The sequence below is a fragment of the Saccharospirillum sp. HFRX-2 genome, assembly GCF_043196805.1.
Taxonomy (GTDB): domain Bacteria; phylum Pseudomonadota; class Gammaproteobacteria; order Pseudomonadales; family Natronospirillaceae; genus Saccharospirillum.
The window spans coordinates 133,356-158,661 of sequence record NZ_JBEBMU010000005.1; the positions used below are offsets into that span (position 1 = coordinate 133,356).

At 56.0% G+C, this 25,306-nt stretch carries 21 protein-coding genes; 13 read left to right on the top strand and 8 right to left on the bottom strand.

Going from position 1 to position 25,306, the window contains the following annotated elements:
- Positions 1 to 6 precede the first annotated feature (6 nt).
- Positions 7 to 264, bottom strand: a complete 258-nt coding sequence (locus ABMA60_RS12190; RefSeq protein ID WP_392803421.1) for a DUF2164 domain-containing protein — start codon at positions 262 to 264, stop codon at positions 7 to 9.
- A gap of 110 nt (positions 265 to 374) precedes the next feature.
- Here ABMA60_RS12190 and ABMA60_RS12195 point away from each other — a divergent pair, with 110 nt between their 5' ends.
- From ABMA60_RS12195 to ABMA60_RS12220, 6 genes are all read left to right on the top strand, one after another.
- Positions 375 to 2,165 carry an ABC transporter transmembrane domain-containing protein gene (locus ABMA60_RS12195; RefSeq protein WP_392803423.1) on the top strand — a complete coding sequence of 597 codons (1,791 nt, stop codon included), beginning with the start codon at positions 375 to 377 and terminating at the stop codon, positions 2,163 to 2,165.
- Between the two features lie 244 nt (positions 2,166 to 2,409).
- Complete coding sequence (locus ABMA60_RS12200; RefSeq protein ID WP_392803425.1) at positions 2,410 to 4,041, top strand: BCCT family transporter; 1,632 nt, start codon at positions 2,410 to 2,412, stop codon at positions 4,039 to 4,041.
- Positions 4,042 to 4,388: 347 nt separating this feature from the next.
- Positions 4,389 to 5,468 carry an ABC transporter ATP-binding protein gene (locus ABMA60_RS12205; RefSeq protein WP_392803427.1) on the top strand — a complete coding sequence of 360 codons (1,080 nt, stop codon included), beginning with the start codon at positions 4,389 to 4,391 and terminating at the stop codon, positions 5,466 to 5,468.
- Between the two features lie 75 nt (positions 5,469 to 5,543).
- Complete coding sequence (locus ABMA60_RS12210) at positions 5,544 to 6,641, top strand: extracellular solute-binding protein (RefSeq protein WP_392803429.1); 1,098 nt, start codon at positions 5,544 to 5,546, stop codon at positions 6,639 to 6,641.
- A gap of 113 nt (positions 6,642 to 6,754) precedes the next feature.
- A complete protein-coding gene (locus tag ABMA60_RS12215; protein ID WP_392803431.1) occupies positions 6,755 to 8,008 on the top strand; it encodes an ABC transporter permease in 1,254 nt (417 codons plus the stop codon).
- Between the two features lie 4 nt (positions 8,009 to 8,012).
- On the top strand, positions 8,013 to 8,864 hold the full coding sequence (locus tag ABMA60_RS12220) for an ABC transporter permease (protein ID WP_392803433.1): 852 nt from the start codon (positions 8,013 to 8,015) through the stop codon (positions 8,862 to 8,864).
- A 140-nt stretch (positions 8,865 to 9,004) separates the two neighbouring features.
- Here ABMA60_RS12220 and ABMA60_RS12225 read toward each other — a convergent pair whose 3' ends face one another.
- From ABMA60_RS12225 to ABMA60_RS12255, 7 genes are all read right to left on the bottom strand, one after another.
- Positions 9,005 to 9,508, bottom strand: a complete 504-nt coding sequence (locus ABMA60_RS12225) for a glycine cleavage system protein R (RefSeq protein ID WP_392803435.1) — start codon at positions 9,506 to 9,508, stop codon at positions 9,005 to 9,007.
- Positions 9,508 to 12,402: an aminomethyl-transferring glycine dehydrogenase gene (gene gcvP, locus ABMA60_RS12230; RefSeq protein ID WP_392803437.1), complete on the bottom strand. Its 2,895-nt coding sequence runs from the start codon at positions 12,400 to 12,402 to the stop codon at positions 9,508 to 9,510. The genes ABMA60_RS12225 and gcvP overlap by 1 nt, the downstream gene beginning before the upstream one ends.
- Before the next feature lie 67 nt (positions 12,403 to 12,469).
- On the bottom strand, positions 12,470 to 12,859 hold the full coding sequence (gene gcvH / locus ABMA60_RS12235; protein ID WP_392803439.1) for a glycine cleavage system protein GcvH: 390 nt from the start codon (positions 12,857 to 12,859) through the stop codon (positions 12,470 to 12,472).
- 141 nt (positions 12,860 to 13,000) lie between these two features.
- Positions 13,001 to 13,222: a hypothetical protein gene (locus ABMA60_RS12240; RefSeq protein ID WP_392803441.1), complete on the bottom strand. Its 222-nt coding sequence runs from the start codon at positions 13,220 to 13,222 to the stop codon at positions 13,001 to 13,003.
- Positions 13,223 to 13,329: 107 nt separating this feature from the next.
- On the bottom strand, positions 13,330 to 13,887 hold the full coding sequence (locus tag ABMA60_RS12245) for a cob(I)yrinic acid a,c-diamide adenosyltransferase (RefSeq protein WP_392803443.1): 558 nt from the start codon (positions 13,885 to 13,887) through the stop codon (positions 13,330 to 13,332).
- 14 nt (positions 13,888 to 13,901) lie between these two features.
- The gene (locus ABMA60_RS12250) at positions 13,902 to 15,578 is read right to left on the bottom strand and encodes an ATP-binding protein (protein ID WP_392803445.1); all 1,677 of its coding nucleotides are present in this window, start codon (positions 15,576 to 15,578) and stop codon (positions 13,902 to 13,904) included.
- A gap of 21 nt (positions 15,579 to 15,599) precedes the next feature.
- Positions 15,600 to 16,592, bottom strand: coding sequence for a ketopantoate reductase family protein (locus tag ABMA60_RS12255; RefSeq protein ID WP_392803447.1), 993 nt, complete (start codon positions 16,590 to 16,592; stop codon positions 15,600 to 15,602).
- Between the two features lie 21 nt (positions 16,593 to 16,613).
- Here ABMA60_RS12255 and ABMA60_RS12260 point away from each other — a divergent pair, with 21 nt between their 5' ends.
- The 7 genes from ABMA60_RS12260 (at position 16,614) to gspD (ending at position 25,219) form a co-directional block, all read left to right on the top strand.
- Entirely contained in the window at positions 16,614 to 18,479 is a 1,866-nt protein-coding gene (locus tag ABMA60_RS12260) for a DUF294 nucleotidyltransferase-like domain-containing protein (protein WP_392803449.1), read from the top strand.
- Positions 18,479 to 19,219 carry a 3'-5' exonuclease gene (locus tag ABMA60_RS12265; RefSeq protein ID WP_392803451.1) on the top strand — a complete coding sequence of 247 codons (741 nt, stop codon included), beginning with the start codon at positions 18,479 to 18,481 and terminating at the stop codon, positions 19,217 to 19,219. Before ABMA60_RS12260 ends, ABMA60_RS12265 begins: the two co-directional genes overlap by 1 nt.
- 234 nt (positions 19,220 to 19,453) lie before the next feature.
- Positions 19,454 to 19,741, top strand: a complete 288-nt coding sequence (groES, locus tag ABMA60_RS12270) for a co-chaperone GroES (RefSeq protein ID WP_392803453.1) — start codon at positions 19,454 to 19,456, stop codon at positions 19,739 to 19,741.
- 42 nt (positions 19,742 to 19,783) lie between these two features.
- The gene (groL, locus tag ABMA60_RS12275) at positions 19,784 to 21,433 is read left to right on the top strand and encodes a chaperonin GroEL (RefSeq protein ID WP_392803455.1); all 1,650 of its coding nucleotides are present in this window, start codon (positions 19,784 to 19,786) and stop codon (positions 21,431 to 21,433) included.
- Positions 21,434 to 21,615: 182 nt separating this feature from the next.
- Positions 21,616 to 22,350 carry a type II secretion system protein N gene (gene gspN, locus ABMA60_RS12280; protein WP_392803458.1) on the top strand — a complete coding sequence of 245 codons (735 nt, stop codon included), beginning with the start codon at positions 21,616 to 21,618 and terminating at the stop codon, positions 22,348 to 22,350.
- Positions 22,350 to 23,261: a type II secretion system protein N gene (locus ABMA60_RS12285; RefSeq protein WP_392803460.1), complete on the top strand. Its 912-nt coding sequence runs from the start codon at positions 22,350 to 22,352 to the stop codon at positions 23,259 to 23,261. The genes gspN and ABMA60_RS12285 overlap by 1 nt, the downstream gene beginning before the upstream one ends.
- 56 nt (positions 23,262 to 23,317) lie before the next feature.
- Positions 23,318 to 25,219: a type II secretion system secretin GspD gene (gene gspD / locus ABMA60_RS12290; RefSeq protein ID WP_392803462.1), complete on the top strand. Its 1,902-nt coding sequence runs from the start codon at positions 23,318 to 23,320 to the stop codon at positions 25,217 to 25,219.
- Positions 25,220 to 25,306 lie beyond the last annotated feature (87 nt).

The following is a 25,306-nucleotide window of genomic DNA, read 5'->3' on the forward strand; positions in this document are numbered from 1 at the left end:
CGACGCCTAGCCGAGTTCGGCTTGTTCCAACGCATAGAGGTCGTCTTCGATTCGGGCGTGGTATTCACGCACCAGCGTCGAGGCTTCAGCAATTGCGCGGTTATGAATGGCCGGTGTCAGTTGTTCGATAAAATAGTCGATCACAGACTCGACCTCGAACTGCCCCAGCTCGACGTTCAATTCCTTGTTAAACCACTGTTGGCAATGATGATTGAGGTGTTCGCGTTGCTCTTTGCTGAGCAAGGCTAGCGGGGATTTGGCCATAAAAAGAGGGCTCCGTTGGGATGCTGTCCAGAAGTCACTTTCGGCCCGCCTGTGCTTGTATTGCCGGGGTCGGGCCCAGATGGTGGCAGCATCTATGAAAGGGGATCCTCATGTCCAGCCAACCCACCGTCCCATCCTCACTGCCTTTTGGTTTTCTGGCTCAGCTCTGGCCTTATTTAAGTCGTTATCGTGGCATTTTAATCGGTGCCATTCTGGCACTGGTGCTAACCGCCGGTCTGACCTTATTGATGGGGCAGGGCGTGCGTCTGGTCATCGATCAGGGATTGCTGGCGGCCTCGCTCGATGCGCTGAATAAAACCTTAGGTCTGATGATGGTGCTGGTTGTCGCCATGGCCATCGGTACCTTTACCCGTTTCTATCTGGTGACCTGGCTGGGCGAGAAAGTCTCGGCCGATTTGCGCGCCGATGTCTTTGCTCAGTTGGTGCGTTTGCATCCCAGTTACTTCGAAGAGAATCAAAGCGGCGACATCATGTCGCGGCTGACCACCGATACCACCTTGCTGCAATCCATCATCGGCTCGAGTCTGTCCTTTGCGTTGCGCAATATGCTGACGGTGACCGGCGGTTTGATCATGCTGGTGGTGACCAATCTCAAACTGGCGGCAGTGGTGTTGCTTGGCGTTCCGGCGGTACTGATTCCGGTCATGCTGATGGGTCGGCAATTAAGAGTGCTGAGCCGGCGCAGTCAGGACAGCGTGGCCGATGTGGGCACATACGCGGGCGAAATTATCCGCCAGATTAAAACCGTCCAGAGTTATGGCCGGGAAAATTTTGAACGTCAGGCTTTTCAGGTTGAGGTGGACGAAGCCCTGGCGGTAGCCCGGCAACGCATTCGTCAGCGTTCTTTTTTAATGGCGGTGGTGATTCTGCTCGCCTTCACCGCTATCGCCGCCATGATCTGGGTCGGTGGTTACGATGTGATGACCGGACAGATGAGCGGCGGTGAACTGGCGGCTTTTGTGTTTTATGCCGTTATGGTCGCTTTCGGTGTGGCTGGCGTATCCGAAGTCTATGGCGAAGTGCAACGCGCCGCTGGCGCCACCGAACGCTTGATGGAGTTGCTCGCGGAACCCTCCCTGATTACCAGTCCGGATAAGCCGGTGCTGTCCAATCTCGACCAAGCCGAAGCCATGCGTTTAGAGGACGTCAGTTTTAGCTATCCCAGCCGGCCCGATAAACCCGCCCTGGATCAGCTGTCGCTCAGTGTACGGCGTGGCGAGACCATTGCCTTGGTCGGACCCAGTGGCGCCGGTAAATCCACGCTGTTCGAATTGTTGCTGCGTTTTTACGATCCACAGCAGGGCCGGGTTTTTGTGCAAGGGCAGGATGTGCGCGAGCTGGCGCTGGAAGATTTGCGCGATCAATTTGGCCTGGTGCCACAGCAGCCGGTGTTGTTCAGCCAGGATGTCTGGCACAACATTCGTTACGGTCGTCCTGAGGCCAGCGATGCTGAGGTGATCGCCGCCGCCAAGGCCGCCCATGCCTACGACTTCATCATGGCATTGCCGCAGGGGTTCGACAGTTACCTGGGCGAAAATGGGGTGCGTTTGAGTGGCGGTCAGAAGCAACGTCTGGTGATCGCCCGGGCGATATTGAAAAACCCCGCCATCCTGTTATTGGATGAAGCAACCAGCGCGCTGGACGCCGAAAGTGAATATCAGGTGCGGCAGGCATTGAGTGTCTTGATGCGCGATCGGACCACCGTGATTATCGCTCACCGTTTGGCCACGGTGTTGGAAGCGGATCGCATTCTGGTGCTCGACCAGGGAAAAATTCAGGCCGTCGGTCGTCATTCTGAACTGTTGCAATCCTCGCCCTTGTATCGCCGTTTGGCGGACCTTCAATTCGCTGACGCCCAACTGACCTCGTCCCTTCCCTGAGCCCGTTATGGCCCGGCTCCGTCGTCGTTAACCCCGCATTCCATGTCGCTTGCAGGCAGGAAATGCGGGGGAATCGGGTTGTAAGTACTCTGTCAATGCCGTAGTGTTTAGACCTCGAAATAAAAAGTCATCACTGTCGATGCGGTCGGTTTTTGCTGCGGCAATTGAGCGCATCGCGTGAGACAACGGCGGGTGGATCCCGCCGTATAAAACTCCGTCATGATGATTAGAGTAGGGGACTGTAATGACAGATAACACGGATATGATCCCTCCTGAAGGAGAGGCGAATCCGATCGATACCGATTATCAGGTAGGCCAGGACAATATTAAGATGAATATTGGACCGTTTGGCCTCGACATCCATAACCGGGTGTTCATGATTTCCGGTCTCGTCATCGTAGCTTTTGTGTTCCTGACACTGGCGTTCCAAAGCAGTGTGGGTCCGATGTTTGAGAACCTGCTGTCGTTGTTGTACACCAACTTCGATTGGTTCTTCTTGCTCAGCGGTAACATCTTCGTGCTGGTGTGTGTGCTTCTGGTGTTGTCACCCTTGGGCAAGGTTCGATTAGGTGGCACCGAAGCCAAACCCGACTATTCCTACGCGGGCTGGTTTGCCATGTTGTTTGCCGCCGGTATGGGCATCGGCTTGATGTTCTATGGTGTGTCCGAACCCATGGGCCACTTCCAGGCCGCTTTGGGTGGCACCAGCCTGGGTGACGGCGGCGTTCGTTCTGACTGGGCACCCTTGGGCGCAGCTGCGGGCGACCAACTGGCCGCCGCTGATCTGGGTATGTCTGCCGCCATCTATCACTGGAGTCTGCACCCCTGGGCTATCTACGCCATTTTGGCGCTGGGCCTGGCGTTGTTCTCTTACAACAAGGGTCTGCCGCTGACCGTGCGTTCTATCTTCTACCCGATTCTGGGTGAACGCGTTTGGGGCTGGCCGGGTCATATCATCGACATCCTGGCGGTGTTCTCCACCATCTTTGGTCTGGCGACGTCGCTGGGTCTGGGTTCTGCTCAGGCAGCGGCCGGTTTGAATGCCTTGTTTGGTATTCCACTAGGTGCGACCACTCAGGTTGTGCTGGTGCTGGGCATCACTTCGGTGGCGCTGTTTTCAGTCGTTGCTGGTCTGGAGAAAGGCGTTAAGCGTCTGTCCGAGATCAATATGGGGCTGGCGATTCTGCTGCTGCTGTTTGTGGTTTTGGTCGGCCCGACGCTGGCGATCATTACCGGCTTCTTCGGTGACCTCTTCAACTACGCCAAGAACTTCGGTGGTCTGTCCATGCCGTTCGGGCGTGATGACGCTAACTTCAGCCAGGGCTGGACGTCCTTCTATTGGGCCTGGTGGATTTCCTGGTCACCCTTCGTCGGTATGTTTATCGCGCGTGTTTCGCGTGGCCGTACTGTGCGTGAGTTCATCATCTGCGTCCTGCTGATTCCATCGTTGGTCTGTGCTTTCTGGATGAGCGCTTTTGGTGGTACCGCTATTCACCAGTTCATCAACGATGGCTACACCGCTGTTGCTGATGCCGGTCTGGACCTGCGCTTGTTCGAGATGCTGGCAGCCATGCCGTTGGCTGAGATCACCTCGTTCATTGCCATCGTTCTGGTCATCGTGTTCTTCGTGACCTCATCTGACTCCGGCTCTTTGGTGATCGATACCATTACTGCCGGTGGCAAGATGGAAGCCCCGACTCCGCAGCGCGTGTTCTGGGCGTCGTTTGAAGGTCTGTTGGCGATTGCGCTGATTCTGGGTGGTGGTCTGGCAGCCTTGCAGGCGATGGCCGTATCAACCGGCTTGCCGTTTACGCTGGTGCTGCTGGTTGGCTGCTACACCCTTTATAAGGGATTGGCTTCTGAACCACGTTCTTAAGCGGATAGTCAGTTGATCAGAAAAAGCGAGCCAGTCGGCTCGCTTTTTTTTGGGCTGCTGCCTGAGCTTGCCGGTTGAAAAATGACCAAAAAAGCTTCGTTGTCGAAAGCTTTGGAAAGGCAAGGAAATTGCTAACCTTTCTTGGTCGAACCATTGTTTGGGGCAGGGCTGTAATGCGCCGCATTTTCGCACCGTACTGGGGCGATTGAGTGGTTTTGTGAACCGAAATAAATCAAAAAAACCGTTAAAAATCAGTAACAATCAAGATTTTTAACGCAACACTGGACGCCGTTTCACAAGGCTGTTAATTATAGCTATAAGGTTAATTTACTGGACAGGATCAACCCGTGGAGCCATTCGCAAAGTTCAAGAACGTTCAGAAAAGTTATGACGGTGTTTCGTTGGTCGTGAAGGATTTCAATCTGGATGTTGCTCCAGGCGAATTCGTGACCCTGCTGGGACCTTCCGGTTCTGGTAAAACCACCTGTCTGATGATGATGGCCGGCTTTGAAACACCAACGCATGGTCAGATTCTGCTTAAAAACGAGTCAATCACCCGCCTGCCTCCGCACAAACGCGGCATTGGTATGGTGTTCCAGAACTATGCCCTTTTCCCCCATATGAGTGTCGCTGAGAACCTGGCTTTCCCGTTGGAAGTGCGCGGATTCAGCAAGAGCGAAATCGATAAGAAAGTCGACAAAGCACTGGGCATGGTGCAGTTGCAGGGTTTCGAAGGTCGCCGGCCGGCGCAGTTGTCGGGTGGTCAGCAACAGCGTGTGGCCCTGGCTCGTGCTTTGGTGTTCGAGCCGGAGTTGGTGTTGATGGATGAACCGCTTGGCGCCTTGGATAAAAACCTGCGCGAAGAAATGCAGCTGGAAATTAAGCGCATTCATGAAGAATTAAACGTGGCCATGATTTACGTGACCCACGATCAGGGTGAAGCCCTGACCATGTCGGATCGCATCGCTGTGTTCAATGACGGTGTGGTGCAACAGCTGGCGACGCCGGATGAATTGTACGAGCGCCCGCAAAACGCCTTTGTCGCTTCCTTTGTCGGCGAGAACAACCGCTTTGGTGGTGAGGTGGCGGAGTTGAATGGTGAGCAGTGTCAGGTCCGACTGCCCGATGGCAGTGTGGTGGCCGCGACGCCGGTGGCGATTAAACAGGCGGGTCAGAATTCCACCTTATCGATTCGTCCTGAGCGGGTAGTGATCGATCCGGACAACGGTGCACTGCCCAATATTTTCGATGCCGAGGTGAAAGATGTGATTTATCTCGGTGATCATCTGCGCACGCGGGTGTCGGTTTGCGGTAACGATGAGTTCGTGGTGAAAACGCCGAACTCAGTCAACCAACAATCGCTCAAGCGTGGTCAGAAGATTCGGGTGGGCTGGTCCCATACCGATTGTCGAGCCCTTGATGCGTGATCGAACAGCGCATCCATAATTATAAACAGCATCATGAAACCGGAATTCACCGGTAACTATGCAGGAGACTCAACCATGAAGACGAAGACGGTAATTGTGCCGAAGGCCCTCGCAGGCCTGGCGGTACTGTCCCTGGCCGGTACCTGGGCCCAGGCGGATACACTGAACATCGTATCCTGGGGCGGTGCCTACACAGCCAGCCAACAGCAGGCTTATCATCAACCCTGGATGGATATGACCGGTGACGAGATCGTCAACATCGACCGATCTGCCAACGCTCTGGCCGGTCTGCGCGCTCAGTCTCAGGCCGGTAATGTCACCTGGGACCTGGTCGATATTCTCCCGGCTGACGCCATCATTGCGTGCGATGAAGGTCTGGTTGAACCGATCGATCACGATGCCTTGCTGGCGGCCGCGCCGGACGGCACGCTGCCCAGTGAAGACTTCATCGAAGGTTCACTGACCGAATGCTTTATTCCGCAGATCGTTTATTCCAACGTCATCGGCTACAACACCGAAGCCTTCCCGGCTGACAACCAGCCATTCCTGATGGAAGACGTTTTTAACCTGGAAGACTTCCCGGGTATGCGTGCGCTGCAAAAGGCACCGATCAACAACCTGGAATGGGCATTGATGGCTGACGGCGTGCCGACCGAAGACGTCTATGACGTTCTGGAAACTGAAGAAGGCATCCAGCGCGCTTTCGCCAAACTGGACACCATCAAAGACAGCGTTATCTGGTGGGAAGAAGGTGCTCAGCCGCCGCAGCTGTTGGCTGATGGTGAGGTGGTGTTCGCTTCTGCCTACAACGGCCGCCTGTTTAACGCTGCCGTAAACGAAGGCCAGCCGTTCGAAATTATCTGGGACAAACAGGTATTCGAACTGGACGGTTGGGTTGTGCCGATGGGCAAGCTCGATAAGGTTGAAGATTATCTGGCCTTTGCTACCGACACCCAGCGCCTGGCTGATCAAGCCAAGTACATCTCCTACGGCCCGGCCCGTGCCTCTTCTGCCGCCGAAGTCAGCACTCACGCTGAAACCGGTATCGACATGAAGCCGCATATGCCGACATACGGCCCGAACTTCGCCACTGCCATCCAGAAGAATGATGAGTTCTGGGCGGACTACGGCGACGAACTGAACCAGCGCTTCAACGCCTGGTTGGCTCGATAATAGTTGGCTCGTTAACAGTTAGCCCGCTAAGGGCTGTTGGTCGGAGCTAAATGCTCCGGCCAACCTTTCGACCTTCCCTTCCGTAACAGGACAGTAACGTGACTGAAAACAGCGTGAGCCGAGCTGGAAAAGGCCTGACAACGGCCAATGGTGTACCTCTGAAGATCAGTCTGATGCGGACCAATCGCCGCAATCAGATGCGTGCCTTTTTACTGGTGGCGCCACTGTTGCTTTTCCTGCTGATCGCCTTTGTGATGCCGATCCTGGATATGCTTAAACGCAGTGTCGACAACCCCGAGGTGAATACGCAACTGGTGCGTACCGCCGCCATGCTGGAAGACTGGGATGGTGAATCGGTTCCCGATGAAGCCGTCTTTGAAGCCTTGGTACAAGACCTGATTGAGGGTAGCGAAGCCCGCAATCTTGGGTTGGTTGCCAGCCGATTGAATTATGAAATATCCGGCATGCGCTCGCTGATTATGAAAACGTCGCGTCGTGCTGGCCGTATTGAAAGTGGCCCTTATAAGGCTGCCGTTTTGGATATCGATGAAGATTGGGCCGATATTGATATTTGGCGTCTGATCAAACGCGAATCGGATCCTTATACGTTGTCTTATTATTTGGCAGCGGTGGATATGAAGTTCGACAGTAATGGCGATATTGTCGAGCAACCTGAATATTTGCAGATCTATCAGCAACTTTTTGTACGCACCTTCTGGATGAGTATTGCCATCACCGGTTTGTGTTTGCTGTTGGGCTATCCCATTGCCTTTTTGTTGGCCAACTCTCCGCTGCGTTATTCCAACCTGTTAATGATTTTGGTGTTGTTGCCGTTCTGGACCTCTTTGCTGGTGCGTACCACGACCTGGATTGCCATCCTGCAGCAGCAGGGGATTTTGAACGATATCTTTGTCGGCATGGGTCTGATTGACGACGACAGTCGGTTGTCGATGATCTACAACAAGACCGGCACTCTGATCGCCATGACGCATATTCTGTTGCCCTTTATGATCCTGCCGCTGTATTCGGTGATGAAGACGATACCGCCGTATTACATGCGAGCGGCCCGGTCACTGGGTGCGCAACCATTCCTGGCGTTCCGGCGGGTCTATTTCCCGTTGACGATTCCGGGCATTGGAGCGGGTTCGATTCTGGTGTTTATTCTGGCTATTGGTTATTACATCACGCCGGCGCTGGTCGGTGGTCAGGACGGCATCTTTATTACCAACTTTATTGCCTACCATATGCAGACGTCTTTGAACTGGGGTCTGGCAGCCGCTATTGCTTCCATCCTGTTGTTCGTCGTCATTGCGTTCTATCTGATCTACAACCGCCTGATTGGCGTTGATAACGTGAAGCTGGGGTAAACCGATGGCCGTGCCTTCTTATGCAACCGGCCCGGAACGGGTCTGGTATTACGTCTTCCGGGTGATCTGTGCACTGATCTTTTTGTTTTTGGTCGGTCCTTTGTTGGTCATCATTCCGCTCAGTTTCAATGCTGAGCCTTATTTCACTTTCACTGAAGCCATGCTGACGTTTCAGCCGGATGGTTATTCATTGCGCTGGTATGAGGATTTCTTTACCTCCAGTGCCTGGCTGGGGGCGATTCGAAACTCCATTCTGATCGCCATCGCCTCGACCATTCTGGCGACTGTCTTGGGTACCATAGCGGCCTTGGGGTTATCGAGTCGTTTTATGCCGTTCCGCAACACCATCATGGCGCTGATGATTTCACCCTTAGTAGTGCCGCTGATTATTTCCGGCGCAGCGATGTTCTTTTTCTTCTCGCGCGTCGGTCTGAGCCAGACTTATCTGGGCGTAATACTGGCGCATACTGCTTTGGGTATTCCCTTCGTGGTGATCACGGTGACGGCGACATTGAGCAGTTTTGATCACAGTCTGACCCGTGCTGCAGCGAGCCTGGGCGCCAACCCGACACGCACCTTCTTTAAAGTGATTTTGCCGCTGGTGACCCCCGGTGTGGTATCCGGTGCCTTGTTTGCGTTTATCACGTCTTTCGATGAAGTGGTGGTGGTGTTATTCGTCAGCGGACCGGAGCAGCGCACCATTCCGATTCAGATGTGGTCGGGTATCCGAGAAGAAATCAGTCCCACCATTCTGGCGGTGGCAACCATGATGGTGATGCTGTCGATTTTGTTGCTGACTACGCTGGAATTGTTGCGTCGTCGTTCCGAGCGCTTGCGTGGTTTGTCGCCGGGTTGATTGAGTTGACGGGAGACGCTTAACGGGAGCCGCTAATTAGCGGCGACTGTACTAACTTGCGTCTCCCGTCTCCCGTCTCCCGTCTCCCGTCTCCCGTCCGGGTGGCGACCCTATCGCACCCAAGCGTCTGTTTTTTCTAATCAGTCATTCAGCCGATCGACCATTAAATCCGGCGATAAATCTTCCAGCGCCTGAATCACCGCGTCCATCGATTGGCCCGGTGTCAGGCCCAACTCCAGTTGAGCTCTAAACAAGAGTCCGCCGCTCATCGAGGCCGGTTCAACGTCGGTGGCCAGGTCGATGACATTAACCTGTTCGGCGGCCAGCGCCCGAGTGACTTCGCGCACGATGCCGGGGCGGTCATTACCAATCACTTCGATCCAGTGCGATTCCACCGCTTCGGCATCGCTGTCGCCGACTTCGATCTGCACGTTGAGACCTTCATCGCGCAACGCTTGTAATGCCGTTTGCAGTTCACCGTAGCGTTCCTGTTCCAGGCTGACTCGGATGATGCCGGCAAAGCGACCGGCCATGGTGGCCAGCCGACTTTCTTGCCAGTTGCCGCCATGACTTGCCACCACATCTGCGATGCGTTCGACAATACCGGGCCGGTCGGCGGCCATAATACTCAAAATCAGTTCCATCAGCTTTCATCCTCCTGGTAAGCATCGGGACTTGGGCAGGAACAAAACAAATTGCGATCGCCCCAGACTTCATCAATGCGATTGACCGTTGGCCAGAATTTGGCGTCAGCAACCCAATCCAATGGATAGAACGCCAGGGCACGCGGATAAGGGCGCTGCCAATCTTCCATCAAATCAGCCTGGGTATGTGGTGCGCGTACCAGCGGATTGTTGTCCGCAGGCCATTCGCCGGAGCCAACCCGATTAATTTCATCGCGGATGGCGATCATCGCATCGATAAAACGGTCGAGTTCGGCCAGGTTCTCGCTCTCGGTGGGTTCGACCATAAAGGTGCCGGGCACCGGGAAGCTCATGGTGGGTGCGTGAAAACCATAATCCATCAGTCGCTTGGCGATGTCGGCTTCACTGATGCCGGTTTCGGCTTTTAACGGGCGTAAATCGAGAATGCACTCGTGCGCGACACGGCCCTGGCGACCGCTGTACAAAACGGGGTAGTGCGCTTTCAGGCGTTCGGCTAAGTAGTTGGCATTGAGCAGCGCAACCTGAGTCGACTCACGCAATCCCTGAGCGCCGAGCAGGCGAATGTACATCCAGGAAATCGGCAGGATGGAGGCGCTGCCAAAGGGGGCGGCCGAGACAGCGTGATCCGGTGCTAAGTCCAGTTCGGTAGCCAGAATGTGTCCGGGCAGATAAGGCGTCAGATGCTCTGCAACGCCGATTGGGCCCATGCCGGGGCCGCCGCCGCCATGCGGAATGGCAAAGGTTTTATGCAGGTTCAGGTGCGCAACATCAGCGCCGATGTCGGCCGGTCGGGTGATGCCAACTTGAGCATTGAGATTGGCGCCGTCCATATAGACCTGTCCGCCAGCTGCATGGATTCGCTCGCAGATATCGCGGATACCCTCCTCATAAACACCGTGAGTGGAGGGGTAGGTGATCATCAGGCAGCTTAAACGATCACCGGCGGCGTCGATGCGTGCTTGCAGATCGTCCAGATCGACATTGCCGTCAGCGTCGGTTTTTACCACCACCACTTTCAGACCCATCATCTGCGCCGAGGCTGGATTGGTGCCGTGAGCGGATTGTGGAATCAAACAGATATCGCGTTGTTCATCGCCTTGCGCTTGCTGAAAGCGTCGAATGGCGAGCAGGCCAGCGTATTCGCCTTGAGCTCCGGAATTGGGTTGCATGCTGATGGCGTCAAAACCGGTAATGGCGCGCAGCATGGTTTCCAATTCTTCCAGCAAGGTGCGATAGCCCTTGGTCTGAGGGCGCGGCGCAAAGGGATGAATGCGGCTGAATTCCGGCCAGGAAAGGGGCTGCATTTCGGCACTGGCATTGAGCTTCATGGTGCAGGAACCGAGCGGAATCATGGCGTGCGCCAACGACAGATCACGGTTTTCCAGGCGCTTCAGATAGCGCAGCATGGCCGTTTCACTGTGGTGACTGTTGAACACCGAATGACTCAAATAGCCGCTCTCGCGCTCGAGATTTTCGGGCATAAAGGTGGTGCCCTGGTCGGTGATCTGTTGATCGATTTCTGCGACTGAGAAATCGTGATCGCCCATCAATACATCGAACAGTTCTTCGACATCTTCGCGGCTGGTGCATTCGTTCAGGCTGATGCCCAGCTTGCCATCAGCGTCCTGACGCAGGTTGATCTGCCGCTGGGCGGCACGTTCTAAAATCAGCTCGCGATTGCCTTGAGGGTCGATGGTCAGCGTATCGAAGAAGTGGCTGTTAACCAGATGAATGCCCTTGGCTTCCAGACCTTCGGCAAGAATACCGGTGAGGCGATGAATGCGCTGGGCGATGCGACTCAGGCCGGTCGGGCCGTGGTAGACCGCATAAAAGCCCGCCATATTGGCGAGCAAAACCTGAGCGGTGCAGATGTTGGAGTTGGCTTTCTCGCGGCGGATATGTTGCTCACGCGTTTGCAGCGCCATGCGCAAGGCGGTGCGGCCGCGAGCGTCTTTGGATACGCCGATCAGCCGGCCGGGAATGGAGCGTTTATAGTCTTCGCGGGTGGCAAAGAAGGCGGCATGAGGTCCGCCAAAACCCAACGGTACGCCAAAGCGTTGACTGTTACCGAGCACGATATCGGCGCCCATTTCACCTGGCGGTGTCAGCATCAGCAGCGCCATTAAGTCAGTGGCTACCACCGCCAGCGCATTGCATTGATGCAGTTGTTCGATCACCGGTTGTGGATCGCGTATTTCCCCGTTGGCGCCGGGATATTGCAGCAGGGCGGCGAATACCGGTTGCTCAGCCGCACTTTCCATCGGGCCGGTGACGACCTCGATACCCATATAGCTTGCGCGCGTGCGGATCACATCCAGCGTCTGGGGCAGCACATTCTCATCAACAAAGAAGACGTTGGCTGGATTGTTTTTAACGCAGCGTTTGGCCATCGCCATGGCTTCGGCCGCGGCAGTGGCTTCGTCGAGCAAGGAGGCGTTGGCCAAATCCATGGCGGTGAGGTCGGTAATGGTCTGCTGGAAGTTCAGCAGCGCTTCCAATCGGCCCTGAGCAATTTCCGGTTGGTAGGGTGTGTAAGCGGTGTACCAGCCCGGGTTTTCCAGGACATTGCGTTGAATGACCGCCGGCACCCGGGTGTCGTGATAACCCAGACCGATGTACGACTTAAAGACCTTGTTTTGACGAGCGACGGCTTGCAGATAATCCAGCGCATCGCTTTCGGCCGTGGCCCGCTCGATGCTCAGTTCACCCTCGAGTCGCAGACCGGGTGGCAGGATTTGTTCGGTCAGTTCATCCAGACTGGTGACGTTCAAGCTGGCCAGCATCTGCGCCTGTTCGGTCGGCGTCGGGCCAAGGTGGCGTTGAATGAATTCGTCCTGGGCTTCGAGTTGCTCTAGCGAAAGCGGGTCTGTCATAGGGCGGCACGGTCCATGATTCACAGTGACGGGCCGGCGGCGTGTCCGGCCCACGGCTGGCTGAGGATCAGTCCTCGGCGCACTGATCCTGGTAGGATTCGGCGTCCATCAGATCCTTCAATTCGCCTGCGTCGTTCAATTTCACCTGGAAGAACCAGCCGTCTTCGTAAGGGTCTTCGTTGACCTGCTCGGGCGCTTCTTCAAGGCTTTCGTTAACGGCGACGACAGTGCCGGTGACCGGTGCATACACATCCGAAGCTGCCTTGACGGATTCGACCACTGCCGCCGCTTCGCCAGCGACCACAGCTGTGCCGACTTCCGGCAGTTCAACAAAGACGACATCGCCCAATTGTTGCTGGGCAAAGTCGGAAATGCCGATGGTGACCAGATCGTCGCCCTCATCGCGAACCCATTCGTGGGAGGCGTGGTATTTCAGATCGGCAGGCGTATTGCTCATGCGAAAACCCTTCAGTGAGTCAGTAGTGGAGTCAGTGTTGTGTCGCTGCAGACGACAGACGGCATAAGCCGCCGTAATTGGCGGCTAATCTACCATGATGAGCAGGAGAGCGGCTACTGCACGGAAGGCTTGCCGATGCACTCAGTGGTTCGGTGGCTGACCGGTAGTAGACGGGCGGGTAGGGATGTAGATGCGATCGGCTTTCATAATACGGATCAGCATCAGCGACGACAGCATGGCCGCTTCCCCGGCCAGGCTGCGTAATTGGCCCAGGTTCAGGTCGCTGTTGTTGTCATTGCTAAAGGCATATTCAATCAGCTCGTCTTCGCTGAGAAGGTTTTTGCCCAGGATGATGGCCGCCATTCAGTGACTCTCGTTATCAGGGATACTGCAAACCGTATCGACCGGCCTGCGCTAAGGTTTAGAGCTTCGTTGAGGAAAGTCTGGCGGTCTGTGACCGAGTACCCGAATTATCGCTTGTGTCGGCTTTGCCAGAGTACTTCGGAGCCGCCGTCGGCTCGCGCCAATTGGCGCGAAAATACAAACAACCAGTCCGACAGTCGATTGAGGTAATGCTGCGCCAGCTGGTGCCCCGGTTGCTCGGAACGATTAAAGGCCACTAACGAGCGTTCGGCGCGTCGGCACACGGTTCTGGACAGGTGCGCACGCGCCGCCGCCTCACTGCCGCCGGGCAGGATGAATTCTTTCAGCGGTGGTAAGTCGGCATTGATGCGGTCGATGTCGGCTTCCAGTTCGGCCACCAACACCTCATCCAATAATTCATGGCCAGGCATGGCCAGCTCACCACCCAGATCGAACAGATCATGCTGGATCTGGCTTAACCGGTCTTGGTCGGAATGATCGACCGCTAGCGCCTGCACCAGGAAACCGATTGAGGCATTGAGTTCGTCGATATCGCCAATGGCGGCAATGCGCAGGCTGTCTTTGCCGATGCGTTGTGACAAGCCCAGACCGGTATCGCCGTCATCGCCGGTGCGGGTGTAAATCTTGGACAAGCGGTGTCCCATAACAAAATCCTGTGTCAGTGGGCGGTAGCGTCAACAGTTTCCGGTTCTGGCAGTTGCAAGGGCAGGCGCAACATAAAACGACTGCCCTGACCAGGCTCGGACTCGACACTCATATGACCATAGTGGTGGGCGGTGATAATAAAGAAGCTGACCGATAAGCCCAAGCCGGTGCCGACGCCCACTTCTTTGGTGGTAAAAAACGGCTCGAACAGACGTTTGCGAGTGGCTTCGTTCATGCCCGCTCCGTTGTCGCTGACTTCGATCACGCAGTCGTCACCATCCAGATATTGGTGAATCTGGATGATGCCTTCGTCGATGTCGTTCAGCGTCTCAAAGCGTTCGCGAATCGCCTGAGCGGCGTTCTTCAGCAGGTTGAGCAGCACCTGTTCCAGTTCGGTCATCACGCAGGGCACTTCGGTTTCCGGGGCACGAAAATCCTGGTCCACGAACAGATTGTGATCGGTGTAACCGGCTTTAAGGTTGTAGTCGTTCACCGCAATGTTGATGGCCTGCTCCAGCAATTGGCCAATCGGGTAAGGGTGTAACTGATGACCGCTGGCGCGGCTGAACTGCAGCATGTTGGTGACGATGCGCGATGCCCGCAATCCGGATTCAGTAATATTATTGAGAAAGTGAGGCACATCGCGTGCTTGCAGATAAGCCTGAAAACGCTCCAGATCCAGTTCCAGTTCGGACGCGGTTTCGCGGTTACGTTTCAGGCTGGGGTCGAGCCGGCGCTGAACATTTTGGGCGTTCTGGACAATGGCGCCCAGTGGGTTGTTGATCTCATGCGCCATGCCGGCGGCGAGACCACCAACCGACATCATTTTCTCAGTCTGCACCATCACTTCTTCGAGCCGGAACTGTTCGGTGATGTCATCGAGACGAATCACCGCACCGTGCGCTTCGGTTTGCTGCAACGGATAGATCACCAGATTAAGCCGCACGCGTTGCTCATCGGGCAGCGTCAGCAGCAGGTTATGACGGCTTTGCAGGCTTTGTTCGGACAGCGCCAGCTGCACCAGATCGTGATGTTCACCGAGCAGCGGAAATGCATCCGCCAGTGGCAGGCCCAGAGCCTGATCCGCACGGGTGCCACTGAGTCGACTGGCTTCCTGGTTCCATTGCGTCACCAGCAACTGGGCATCAACGGCGATCAGCGCCGACGGCATGGAGTTGATGATGGCGTTCAGGTAATTCTGAAAGTCGGTCAGTTTGCGTTCGATGCGCTGCCGTACCTGCACTTCAAATTCCAGCTTGTGCATGGCGCGCTGGGCTTCTTCGGTCATGGCTTCGGACTGCTGCAGTGCCTGGGTGGCGCGATCGCGCTCGGCGGTCAGTTCGGTTTCGCGTTTTTCGACGCGATCAAGCATGGCATTGAAGGCATCCACGACGCGGCCGAGCTCGTCGGATTTGTATTTGGGCGCGCGTAGTTTGATGTCGTCGGTGCTGGTGACCTGATTGGAAACGTGCATCAGCACCTTGAGCGGCGCGAGAAAGTAGCGGCGCATGATCAGCAGCAGCACCGCAGCAGAAAGCATGGAAATGGCGGTGATCAACGCGATCACGATGACTGCATCCAGATGCCGGCCGGACACCACCACCACGCCAATGGCGGCACTGCTCGCTGCCGTTGTGCCCAGTAACCAGGCGAGCAAACGACCGAGCAAAGAAAGATTGGAGTGGGCCATGAACGATCCTTTTGGCGGTGATCAGGTCTGCGCCGGTTGCAGGCTGAGTAAGCGCTGGTACCAGTCGTTCAGTCTAGGCGTTTTGAGGCCGGCTTCGTAGCCTTGGCGCACCAGGTAACCATTAATAAAGTCGATTTCGGTGGCGCGGCCGGCGTCGACATCGACACGCATGGATGAATGATTAGCGGAGGTTTGCCGGGCCACGCTCAGCACGCGTTCAACCAGGTCATCGGGCAGTTGTTGTTGACCGGCCATTGCGACGGCGGAGATTTCCGCACACAGCGCTTCGATCTCAGCGCGCCAGGTTGGCGCCAGCAATTCGCCATTGGTCAAACCATGCCAGGCAGTGATGGGATTGATCACTGCGTTGATCGCCAGCTTCATCCACAGCGTCGGCAGCAGATCATCATGCCAGCTGATTGGCATCGGGCCCGCTGGCGTGATCAGGCTTTGTCCTATGCTAAAACTGCGGTCGCTCAGAGACCGGGCAGCGGCCGGGCCGATCAAGGTCTGGCCGCTGCCGCTGCGTTGAACACGTCCATCGCCAAGCGGCCGGGCGCCTTCGGTGGTGGAGCCCCAGAGGACTTGGCCGGGAAGCTGATTTGCCAACCATTGTTGCGCGCCCAGGCCGTTGCAGGTGAGCAGCCAGGTGGCATGAGCAAAGCGCCCCAGCAGTGGAGTTACGGCGTCGCTTACCTGATTGGCTTTGCAGCAGACCAGTACCAGGTCGATGCGCTTGTCGTGGCTATCGTCTGGCCATAATTGCCAGCGCAGTGGGTGCGCATCCGCGCCATCGATTATCGCGCGCGGCAGGGTCAGGGCGGGTCGATGCGGGTAAACCCAGGGCGTCAGGCGTTGCTGCCACTGCCAGCACAGCAAACTGCCGATGGCACCGGGGCCGATGAATAAGGCGTTGATCATGGCGGCATGATAGCGCGGCCCGTCGGTGAATCGCCACGCAGCGAAGCAGGGCAATTGATTTTCCGGGCAATCATTGCCAGTCTCAGCGCTCAATTGTCTGCACCGAACAGGCCCATGGAAGTCGAACAAATCGAAATACGCGAACACCTGCGCCGTTTTGCACCTTTCGACAGTCTGGAAGACGAATGGCTCGACGAAGTGGCTTGTCAGGTGGAGATTGCCTACTTCAAAGCCGGATCCACCATTCTCGAGTTTGGCCAGTCAATCGAAGATCTGCACTACATCCGCAGCGGTGCGGTGGAGGTCTATCGGCGCAATGGCAATTTTTATAATCGCCAGGCCGAAGGTGAAATTTTTGGCCAGTGGGCGTTATTGATGGGGCGGCCGGTGCGCTTTCCGGTCAAGGCAATTGAAGACACCCTGATTTATTACATCAAGGCGGAGTTGTTTCATCGGCTTTGGGAAGCGCAGGAAGTCTTTGCTGACTTTGTCGAAATCGACGATCCGTCGCGCTTGCGTTCGGCGGTCGTGGAGCGCGAACAAAGCAATGAATTAATGACCTCGCGGCTGGATAAATTGCTGTCACGCGAAGCGGTGCGCGCGCCGATCACCGCAACGCTGGCGGAAGCGGCGAAGATCATGACCAACGAAGGTGTGTCCTCCTTGGTCATCGCTTCCGACGACGCTGCTCAGAACACCGTCGGTATTATTACCGATCGTGATTTGCGTACCCGAGCGCTGGCGGAGGGTCTGGGCTATGACACTCCGATCAGCGACATTATGTCGACCGATGTGGTCAGTATTTCCAGCGAAGCCTTTGTGTTCGAAGCCATGCTGCTGATGTTGCGGCACAACATTCACCACCTGCCGGTGCGGCGTCATAACGAAACCATCGGCGTGGTCGGTCTGTCGGACATCATTCGCTACGAATCCCAATCCAGCCTCTATATCGTCAGCCATATTCATCATCGTCAGACGGTGGAAGAGTTGGCGGAACTGGCGCCGGAAGCCCAGTCGGCCTTTGTGCGCATGGTCAATGAAGACGCCAATTCGCACATGATCGGCAGCGCCATGGCCGGTATCGGGCGCAGCTTTACCCGTCGATTGCTGGAGTTGGCCGAAGCCGAGCTGGGACCGCCACCGGTGCCTTATTGTTTTCTGGCGGCCGGTTCGATGGCGCGCGATGAGCAGTTCATCATCACTGATCAGGACAACGCCCTGGTGCTGGATGATCGCTTCGATCCCAAACTGCACGATGAGTATTTCAAATTGCTGGCGACCCGCGTCAGCGATGGCCTGGCTGCCTGCGGTTACACCTATTGCAAAGGCGGCATCATGGCGACCAACCCGCAGTGGCGTCAGCCGTTGTCGGTGTGGAAGCAGTATTTTACCGACTGGATCGACAAACCCGACCCGCGCGCGCTGTTGAACTCGTCGATTTTCTTCGACCTCGATGGTGTCTATGGCGAAACTGCTTTTGCCGAAAGCCTGAAACGTCTGGTCGCCGGCCGTGCCCGACACCGACCACTGTTTCTGGCGGCGCTGGCGCGTAACGCCCTGAACCGAACGCCGCCGCTGGGTTTCTTCCGCACCTTCGTGATGGAAAAAGATGGCGAGCACAACAACTCAATCAATCTGAAACGACGCGGCACCGCGCCACTGTCCGATGTAATACGGGTGCATGCGCTGGCCTGTGGTTCAACCTCGCAAAATTCCTTTAACCGTTTAAAAGACATCGCAGAATCGCGCGTGCTCGGTCATAGCAATGGCAATGACATGCGCGATGCCTTGGAATTTATCGCCGTGGTTCGGGCCCGTCATCAGGCGCTCGATATCGAAGCCGGACGCGAGCCGGATAATAACGTCGAGCCGGAACATTTGACGCAATTTGAACGACGCAATCTCAAAGACGCCTTTGAGGTGATCAGTAATGCGCAGAAGTTTTTGCGCATGCGTTATCAGGTCAACCGGATTAACTGATGTCGCCACCCTTGCCACCACCGGGCCAACAAGTCCCGTCAACCGAACTGCTGGATTGGCAGGCGCGCTTTGCTGACTTGCATCAGACCGCGCGTGATCCGCGTTTGCGTGACTATTATGGCGCCGGCATGGTGAGCCCGCAGACGCCGGTCAGCGAGGTGCCCTTTGTCGCCATGGATTTCGAGACCACCGGTCTGAACCCCCAGCGTCACGCCATCGTCAGCATCGGCATTGTGCCCTTTACCTTGCAACGCATTGCGCTGCCACAGAGCCGGCATTGGCTGGTGCAGCCGCAGCTGCCGTTGTCGCGACAGTCCGTTACCTTTCATCGCATCACCGATTCCGACCTGACCCAGGCGCCGGATGTCAGCGATATCCTCAGTGAGTTGTTGCAGGCCTTGGCCGGGCGCGTCGTGGTGGTGCACCACCGCGCCATTGAACGCGGTTTTCTCGATGCCGCCTTGCGGGTGCGTCTGGGTAAGGGCATCGAATTTCCAGTGGTTGATACCATGGCCATTGAAGCCGACCGGCACCGAACCAGTTCGCTCAGTATTTGGCGTCGCCTGATCGGCCGGCGGCCGGTATCGATTCGTCTGGCGGACAGTCGCGAACGTTATCATCTGCCTTATTACCCGCCGCATCATGCGCTGATGGATGCTCTGGCTTCTGCTGAATTGCTGCAGGCACAAATCGCTCATCGTTACGACCCCGATATGCCCATCGGCCATCTGTGGTTCTGAACTGAAGGCCCAGTGTCTTTCCCTTTGGCCAAGCGGTTAAGGGTGTTTTTACCCGGATTTATGCTCACAACCGCCGATCTCGGTGTCGAATGTAAAATTCCTCTCCTTTCGGGTGTTGAAATGAACAGCCCTGTCCCCATTTACCCGGAGCATTGGCATTCAGGGTCACTCGGTAACGACTGACCTGCCCAACAACAAAACCTCCCAACATGTGATTTTTAGGAGATTGGATCCATGAAAATTCGTCCTTTGCATGATCGCGTAGTGGTACGCCGCAAGGAGCAAGAGGAAAAGACCGCCGGTGGTATCGTGCTGCCGGGTTCTGCTAAGGAAAAGCCGTCTCAGGGTGAAGTCCTGGCTGTCGGTAATGGTCGTATCCTCGACAACGGCGAAGTGAAGCCACTGGATGTGAAGGTTGGCGACACCGTTGTCTTTGGTCAGTACGCAGGTAGCACCGTCAAAATGGACGGTGAAGAGCTGCTGATCATGACCGAAAGCGACATCTTCGGCGTTATCGAATAAGTCCGTTAGTCGTTAAACGAATTGATAGGAAGGTAGATTAAAATGGCTGCAAAAGACGTTAAATTCGGTGATTCCGCCCGCCAGAAAATGCAAAAGGGCGTGAACCTGCTGGCAGATGCCGTCAAGGTAACCTTGGGTCCTAAAGGCCGTAACGTGGTTCTGGACAAGTCCTTCGGTGCGCCGACTGTGACTAAAGACGGTGTTTCCGTTGCCAAAGAAATCGAACTGGAAGACAAGTTCGAAAACATGGGCGCGCAGATGGTTAAGGAAGTTGCTTCCAAGGCCAACGACGAAGCCGGTGACGGTACTACTACCGCAACGGTATTGGCTCAAGCCTTTGTTAACGAAGGTCTGAAGTCGGTTGCTGCGGGCATGAACCCGATGGATCTGAAGCGCGGTATCGACAAAGCCACAGCGGCGGTTGTTGAAGAACTCGCCAAGCTGTCCATTCCTTGCGAAGACTACAAAGCCATCGCTCAGGTCGGCACCCTGTCTGCTAACTCCGACGCCACCATCGGTCAGTTGATTGCCGATGCCATGGAAAAAGTCGGCAAAGAAGGCGTGATCACTGTCGAAGAAGGCAGCGGTTTCAGCGATGAGCTGGAAGTGGTTGAAGGTATGCAGTTTGACCGCGGTTACCTGTCGCCTTACTTCATCACCAACCAGGAAACCATGTCCGCCGAGCTGGACAGCCCGTACATCCTGTTGGTCGACAAGAAGATCTCCAACATTCGTGATCTGATTCCGGTACTGGAATCCGTGTCTAAAGCCGGTCGTCCGTTGATGATCATCGCTGAAGACATCGAAGGCGAAGCGCTGGCGACTCTGGTCGTCAACAACATGCGCGGTACTGTGAAAGTATCTGCTGCCAAAGCACCGGGCTTCGGCGATCGCCGTAAAGCCATGCTGCAAGACCTGGCTATTCTGACTGGCGGTACCGTCATCTCTGAAGAAGTCGGTCTGGACCTGGAAAGCGCCACTCTGGAACACCTGGGTAACGCCAAGAAAGTCACCCTGACCAAAGAAAACACCACTGTGGTCGGCGGTGCTGGTTCCGAAGCTGACATCAAAGCCCGCGTCGAACAGATCCGCGCTGAGATCGAACAGTCTTCTTCCGACTACGACAAAGAAAAACTGCAAGAGCGCGTTGCCAAACTGGCCGGCGGTGTTGCGGTATTGAAAGTCGGTGCGGCGACTGAGTTCGAAATGAAAGAGAAGAAAGCCCGCGTTGACGACGCCCTGCACGCGACTCGTGCGGCGGTCGAAGAAGGCGTGGTTGCCGGCGGTGGTGTGGCTCTGGTTCGTGCCATGGCGGCTATTGGCGACCTTAAAGGCGACAACGAAGAGCAGAACGCTGGTATCGCTCTGGCACTGCGCGCCATGGAAGCTCCGCTGCGTCAGATCGTGTTCAACGCCGGTGGCGAAGCCTCTGTCGTGGTTAACGAAGTCAAGAACGGCAAGGGTAACTTCGGTTACAACGCTGCGACTGGCGAATACGGTGACCTGATGGAACTGGGTATCATCGACCCGGCTAAAGTGACTCGTTCTGCGCTGCAGGCGGCCGCTTCTGTTGCCGGTCTGATGGTGACCACCGAAGCCATGATCACCGACAAGCCTGAAGAAAACGGCGGTGCCGCTGGCGGCGGTATGCCGGATATGGGTGGCATGGGCGGTATGGGCGGCATGATGTAAGTCGCTGCAACGCTCGGGCCATGCCCAACGAAAAACCCCGGTCTTGCCGGGGTTTTTTTTGCGCTAAAGATGACCGCGGCTTCGCTATCGTTTGAATAAGGCGTAAAGCGATTGTTAGCGCCTGAATCCTTCCTATACACTTGTCGACCGACTTTTTGCAGGGAAACAGCATTAGGTTGTTCATGACAATTAATCTGCGCCTGGTGGCGTTTTTTTTCGCGGTTTATCTGTTGGCGTTAGTCGCCATGACACCGCTCAGTTGGTTGCGCCATTTTTTCGATCCTGCATTACAGGCTGCGGGCATCCGTGTGCAGCAACTGGATGGCAGCCTCTGGTCGGGTGAAGCGCGCTTGCAGGGACCTCAAATTCCTCAGTTGCAACTGGCCTGGCAAGCACAGCCGCTTTATTTGCTGACCTTACGCCTGCCCTTCAACTGGCAACTTTCCAATACCGACCTTGATCTGAACGGCGGTCTTACCGTTAAACCGACGGGCGTCAGTCTCGATACTGTGAACGGTTATATCGACGATACTGCCTTTGCGGATATTGCTTCGAGCTACGGCGCTGAGGTGCAGGGACGGCTACGGCTGGATAACGTCAGCCTGTCTGCCAGTTGGAATGCTCAGCCGGGCACTTTGGATGGCCAATTGAGTTGGTCCGGTGGGCCCGTTAGCGTGCCCTTTGGCAGTCGACGCGAAACCTTTGAGGTGCCACAGCTGCAAGGCCAGTTGAACAGTGATGACGAGGGCTGGCAGGCTGTGATTCAGGCCATGGATGAAACGCCTTTGATCGACGCTACCTTAAGTCGTGATGGCCTGGGCAGCCTCAGTGTCAAACGCGCTCTGGCAGAACGGCTGAACCTTGCTATTCCTGCCGGTCGTGAGACTCTGTTTGACATCACTCAGCAGGTTTTGTGATGGATTTGAGACACTTATTAGCACGATTACAGACCGTCGGTTCCAAAGCACAAAAATGGCTGGTGCTGATTCTGGTCGGTGTCTGTGCCGTGCTGGCGGCTCGATTGAGCTGGGTCATTATTGATCGGCCGGCGCCGGTTCCGGTTCCCCGCATTGAGCCGGCTGGCGCTGCAACCCCGGCTCAGGCTTCGGACCTGGAAGCGCTGGGTCGTCAACTGGCAGAGAAACCGCTTTTTGGTCGTTACGTTGCCGAAGAAGAGCAGGTGGCGGTAGCGCCCATCGACGCTCCCGAAACTCAATTACGGCTGGTGCTGCAGGCGGTGGTCGCCCGGGGTGGTGAAGGTCAGGGCTTTGCGGTTATTGCTCAGCGCAATGGCCAGTCTGATGCATTCGGTGTGGGCGATCAGGTATTCGGCCAGGCACAATTGGCCGCGGTTTATGGCGATCGGGTTTTGCTGAACCGCAACGGCAGCATGGAAACGCTGCGCTATGAACGCAGTGACTCCAATACCACCTTGCAACCGCTGGAGCGAGACGATAACAGCGCCTCATCAGCCAGCGTTAGCACCGCTCAGACCAATGGCCAGAGTGTTGCCATTCAGCAGCAGGTCGAGCAGATGGTGAGCTATGTGCGTGAGCGCGCGGCGTCCGATCCTCAGGCTTTACTGAATGAAGTGGGTCTGGAGGCGTCAGACAATGGCTATCGGGTGACGCGTCGCGCCCGCCAGTTACAGATGGCCGGTTTGCGGCCGGGTGATATTGTCACTGCGGTCAATGACAACCCGGTGGGCAATCTGGCGCAGGATCAGGCATTGTTGAACCAGATACTGCAAAGCGGTGGTGAGTTGAAAATAGCCATTCAACGGGGGTCGCGTACCTTCACCATCTATCAATCTATCCCCACTTTCTGATCAGAGTTGGCATGATGACAAAGGGACCTTTCGTTCACCATAGACTGATACGCTGGTTGGCAATCGTACTGTTGCTGGCCGGTTTTGGCCGGCCGCTTTATGCCGAAGAGCCAACTTATCAACTGAATATGCAAGACGCCGATATCCGCGACGTGATCGATATGGTCGCCCGCGTTACCGGTGAAAGTTTTATTGTCGATCCGCGGGTGCGTGGCCAGGTGACGGTCATTTCCGATCAGGAGCTTAGTGCTGACGCCATCTATGAAATCTTTCTGGCGACCATTGAAGTCTATGGCTTTTCCGCCGTTGAAACCGACAACGCCATCAAGATTATCGCTCAGGCCGATGTGAAAGCCTCAGGTTTGCCGGTCGACAGCGACGGCAATATTCAGGGCGAGCGCATCATCACCCGCGTCTTCCCGATTCAAAATACCTCGGCCATGGAACTGGTGCCGATTCTGCGTCCGCTGGTCGCCAGCTATGGTCATCTGGCCGGGGTGAATAGTGCCAATGCGCTGATCATCAGCGACCGGGCAACCAATATTGAACGGGTCGCTGAAATCGTCGAGTTGCTGGACCAGGCTGGCAGTGAAGAAATCGAAGTCGTGGCGCTGCAATACGCCTGGGTGGGTAACATCATCCAATTGCTGGAGCGCATTTCACCGACCCCGGTGACGGCGGGTGATCAGAGCGGTGGGCGCGGTGGCGGTCAGGGTGTGCATCTGGTCGGTGACGAACGCTCCAACCGCATCATCGTGCGTGGTGAAGCCGACGCCCGCGCTCAGATTATCGACCTCATTAAAGAACTGGATATAGAAGCGCCAGAAAATTCCTCTTCCAAGGTGATTTTCCTGAACAATGCCGATGCCGCACGCATGGCCGAACTGCTGACGGGTCTGGCCGGTTCTGTGCAGCAGGAACAGAACCAGGGTGGCCAGGCGCCGCCGTCGAGTCCGATCAGCATCTTGCCGGATGAGCAGTTGAATGCGCTGGTGGTGCGTGCTGAGCCTTCGGTGATGAACGAGATCGAAAGCATCATCCGTCAGTTGGATGTGCGCCGTAAGCAGGTGTTGATCGAAGCGGCCATTGTCGAAGTCAGTGGCGATGTCAGCGATGCTCTGGGTGTGCAGTGGGCGACCAATCCCGATCAGGTGAGCGAAGGCGTGCCCTTCGGCGCTACTAACTTCAACGAAGCCGGAGCACCACTGTCGGATATTGTTGCGGCGGCCGCCACCAATAACGTCAGTGCTCTGCCCAATGGTGCCTTTCTCGGCCTGGTCGATCCGAGTGGCGATAGTCCAAACTTTGGCGCCATCATTCAGGCCATCGAATCGCAATCGAACACCAACGTCCTGTCCACGCCCAGCGTGATGACCTTGGATAACAGCGAAGCCTTTATTACTGTCGGCAGCTCGGTACCGTTCAAGACCGGTGGTAACGGCACTGACGACAATCCCTTTGTGATTGAACGCCAGGATGTCGGCACCACCCTGACGGTGATCCCTCATGTGCAGCAGGACGGCCTGGTGCGTATGGAAGTCGATCAGGTGGTGGAATCTATTTCCGGCAACAACGCCTTCGGTGCGGTCGATATCGTCACCGATAAGCGCCAGGTTCAGACCGAAGTACTGGTCAATAACGGCCGAACCATCGTGCTCGGTGGTTTGATTGATGACACCCTGATCGAACGCGAAAGCCGGGTGCCGATTCTCGGCCGAATCCCGATTCTCGGTGTGCTGTTCCGTTCCACCTCGACCGAACGTCAGAAGACCAACCTCCTGGTGGTGCTGCGTCCGACCATTATCGAGGGCAATGGCGACGCGGTGCGAGACCGCCGTATGAGTGGTATCTGGGATATTCGCATCCAGACCATGGACAACTACGACGACTCTTACCTGCCGCCTAGTGTTGACGACCTGTTTAACGGTCGCCTTGATGGCGGCCGGATTCAGGAGTGATGTGTATTTCTAAGTTTACGAAAAGTGCGGTTTGTCAAAACAAAGACATAAGGAGCGATGTCTTTACAGCGTGATCTGGAATCGTAA

Bases quoted from the DNA above. Each gene is read 5' to 3' on its own strand.
- ABMA60_RS12190 (WP_392803421.1), bottom strand. From the start codon at position 264: ATGGCCAAATCCCCGCTAGCCTTGCTCAGCAAAGAGCAACGCGAACAC.
- ABMA60_RS12225 (WP_392803435.1), bottom strand. From the start codon at position 9,508: ATGGAACTGATTTTGAGTATTATGGCCGCCGACCGGCCCGGTATTGTC.
- groES (WP_392803453.1), top strand. From the start codon at position 19,454: ATGAAAATTCGTCCTTTGCATGATCGCGTAGTGGTACGCCGCAAGGAG.
- ABMA60_RS12195 (WP_392803423.1), top strand. From the start codon at position 375: ATGTCCAGCCAACCCACCGTCCCATCCTCACTGCCTTTTGGTTTTCTG.
- ABMA60_RS12210 (WP_392803429.1), top strand. From the start codon at position 5,544: ATGAAGACGAAGACGGTAATTGTGCCGAAGGCCCTCGCAGGCCTGGCG.
- ABMA60_RS12220 (WP_392803433.1), top strand. From the start codon at position 8,013: ATGGCCGTGCCTTCTTATGCAACCGGCCCGGAACGGGTCTGGTATTAC.
- ABMA60_RS12260 (WP_392803449.1), top strand. From the start codon at position 16,614: ATGGAAGTCGAACAAATCGAAATACGCGAACACCTGCGCCGTTTTGCA.
- ABMA60_RS12265 (WP_392803451.1), top strand. From the start codon at position 18,479: ATGTCGCCACCCTTGCCACCACCGGGCCAACAAGTCCCGTCAACCGAA.
- ABMA60_RS12245 (WP_392803443.1), bottom strand. From the start codon at position 13,887: ATGGGACACCGCTTGTCCAAGATTTACACCCGCACCGGCGATGACGGC.
- gcvH (WP_392803439.1), bottom strand. From the start codon at position 12,859: ATGAGCAATACGCCTGCCGATCTGAAATACCACGCCTCCCACGAATGG.
- ABMA60_RS12250 (WP_392803445.1), bottom strand. From the start codon at position 15,578: ATGGCCCACTCCAATCTTTCTTTGCTCGGTCGTTTGCTCGCCTGGTTA.
- ABMA60_RS12200 (WP_392803425.1), top strand. From the start codon at position 2,410: ATGACAGATAACACGGATATGATCCCTCCTGAAGGAGAGGCGAATCCG.
- groL (WP_392803455.1), top strand. From the start codon at position 19,784: ATGGCTGCAAAAGACGTTAAATTCGGTGATTCCGCCCGCCAGAAAATG.
- gspN (WP_392803458.1), top strand. From the start codon at position 21,616: ATGACAATTAATCTGCGCCTGGTGGCGTTTTTTTTCGCGGTTTATCTG.
- ABMA60_RS12240 (WP_392803441.1), bottom strand. From the start codon at position 13,222: ATGGCGGCCATCATCCTGGGCAAAAACCTTCTCAGCGAAGACGAGCTG.
- gcvP (WP_392803437.1), bottom strand. From the start codon at position 12,402: ATGACAGACCCGCTTTCGCTAGAGCAACTCGAAGCCCAGGACGAATTC.
- ABMA60_RS12285 (WP_392803460.1), top strand. From the start codon at position 22,350: ATGGATTTGAGACACTTATTAGCACGATTACAGACCGTCGGTTCCAAA.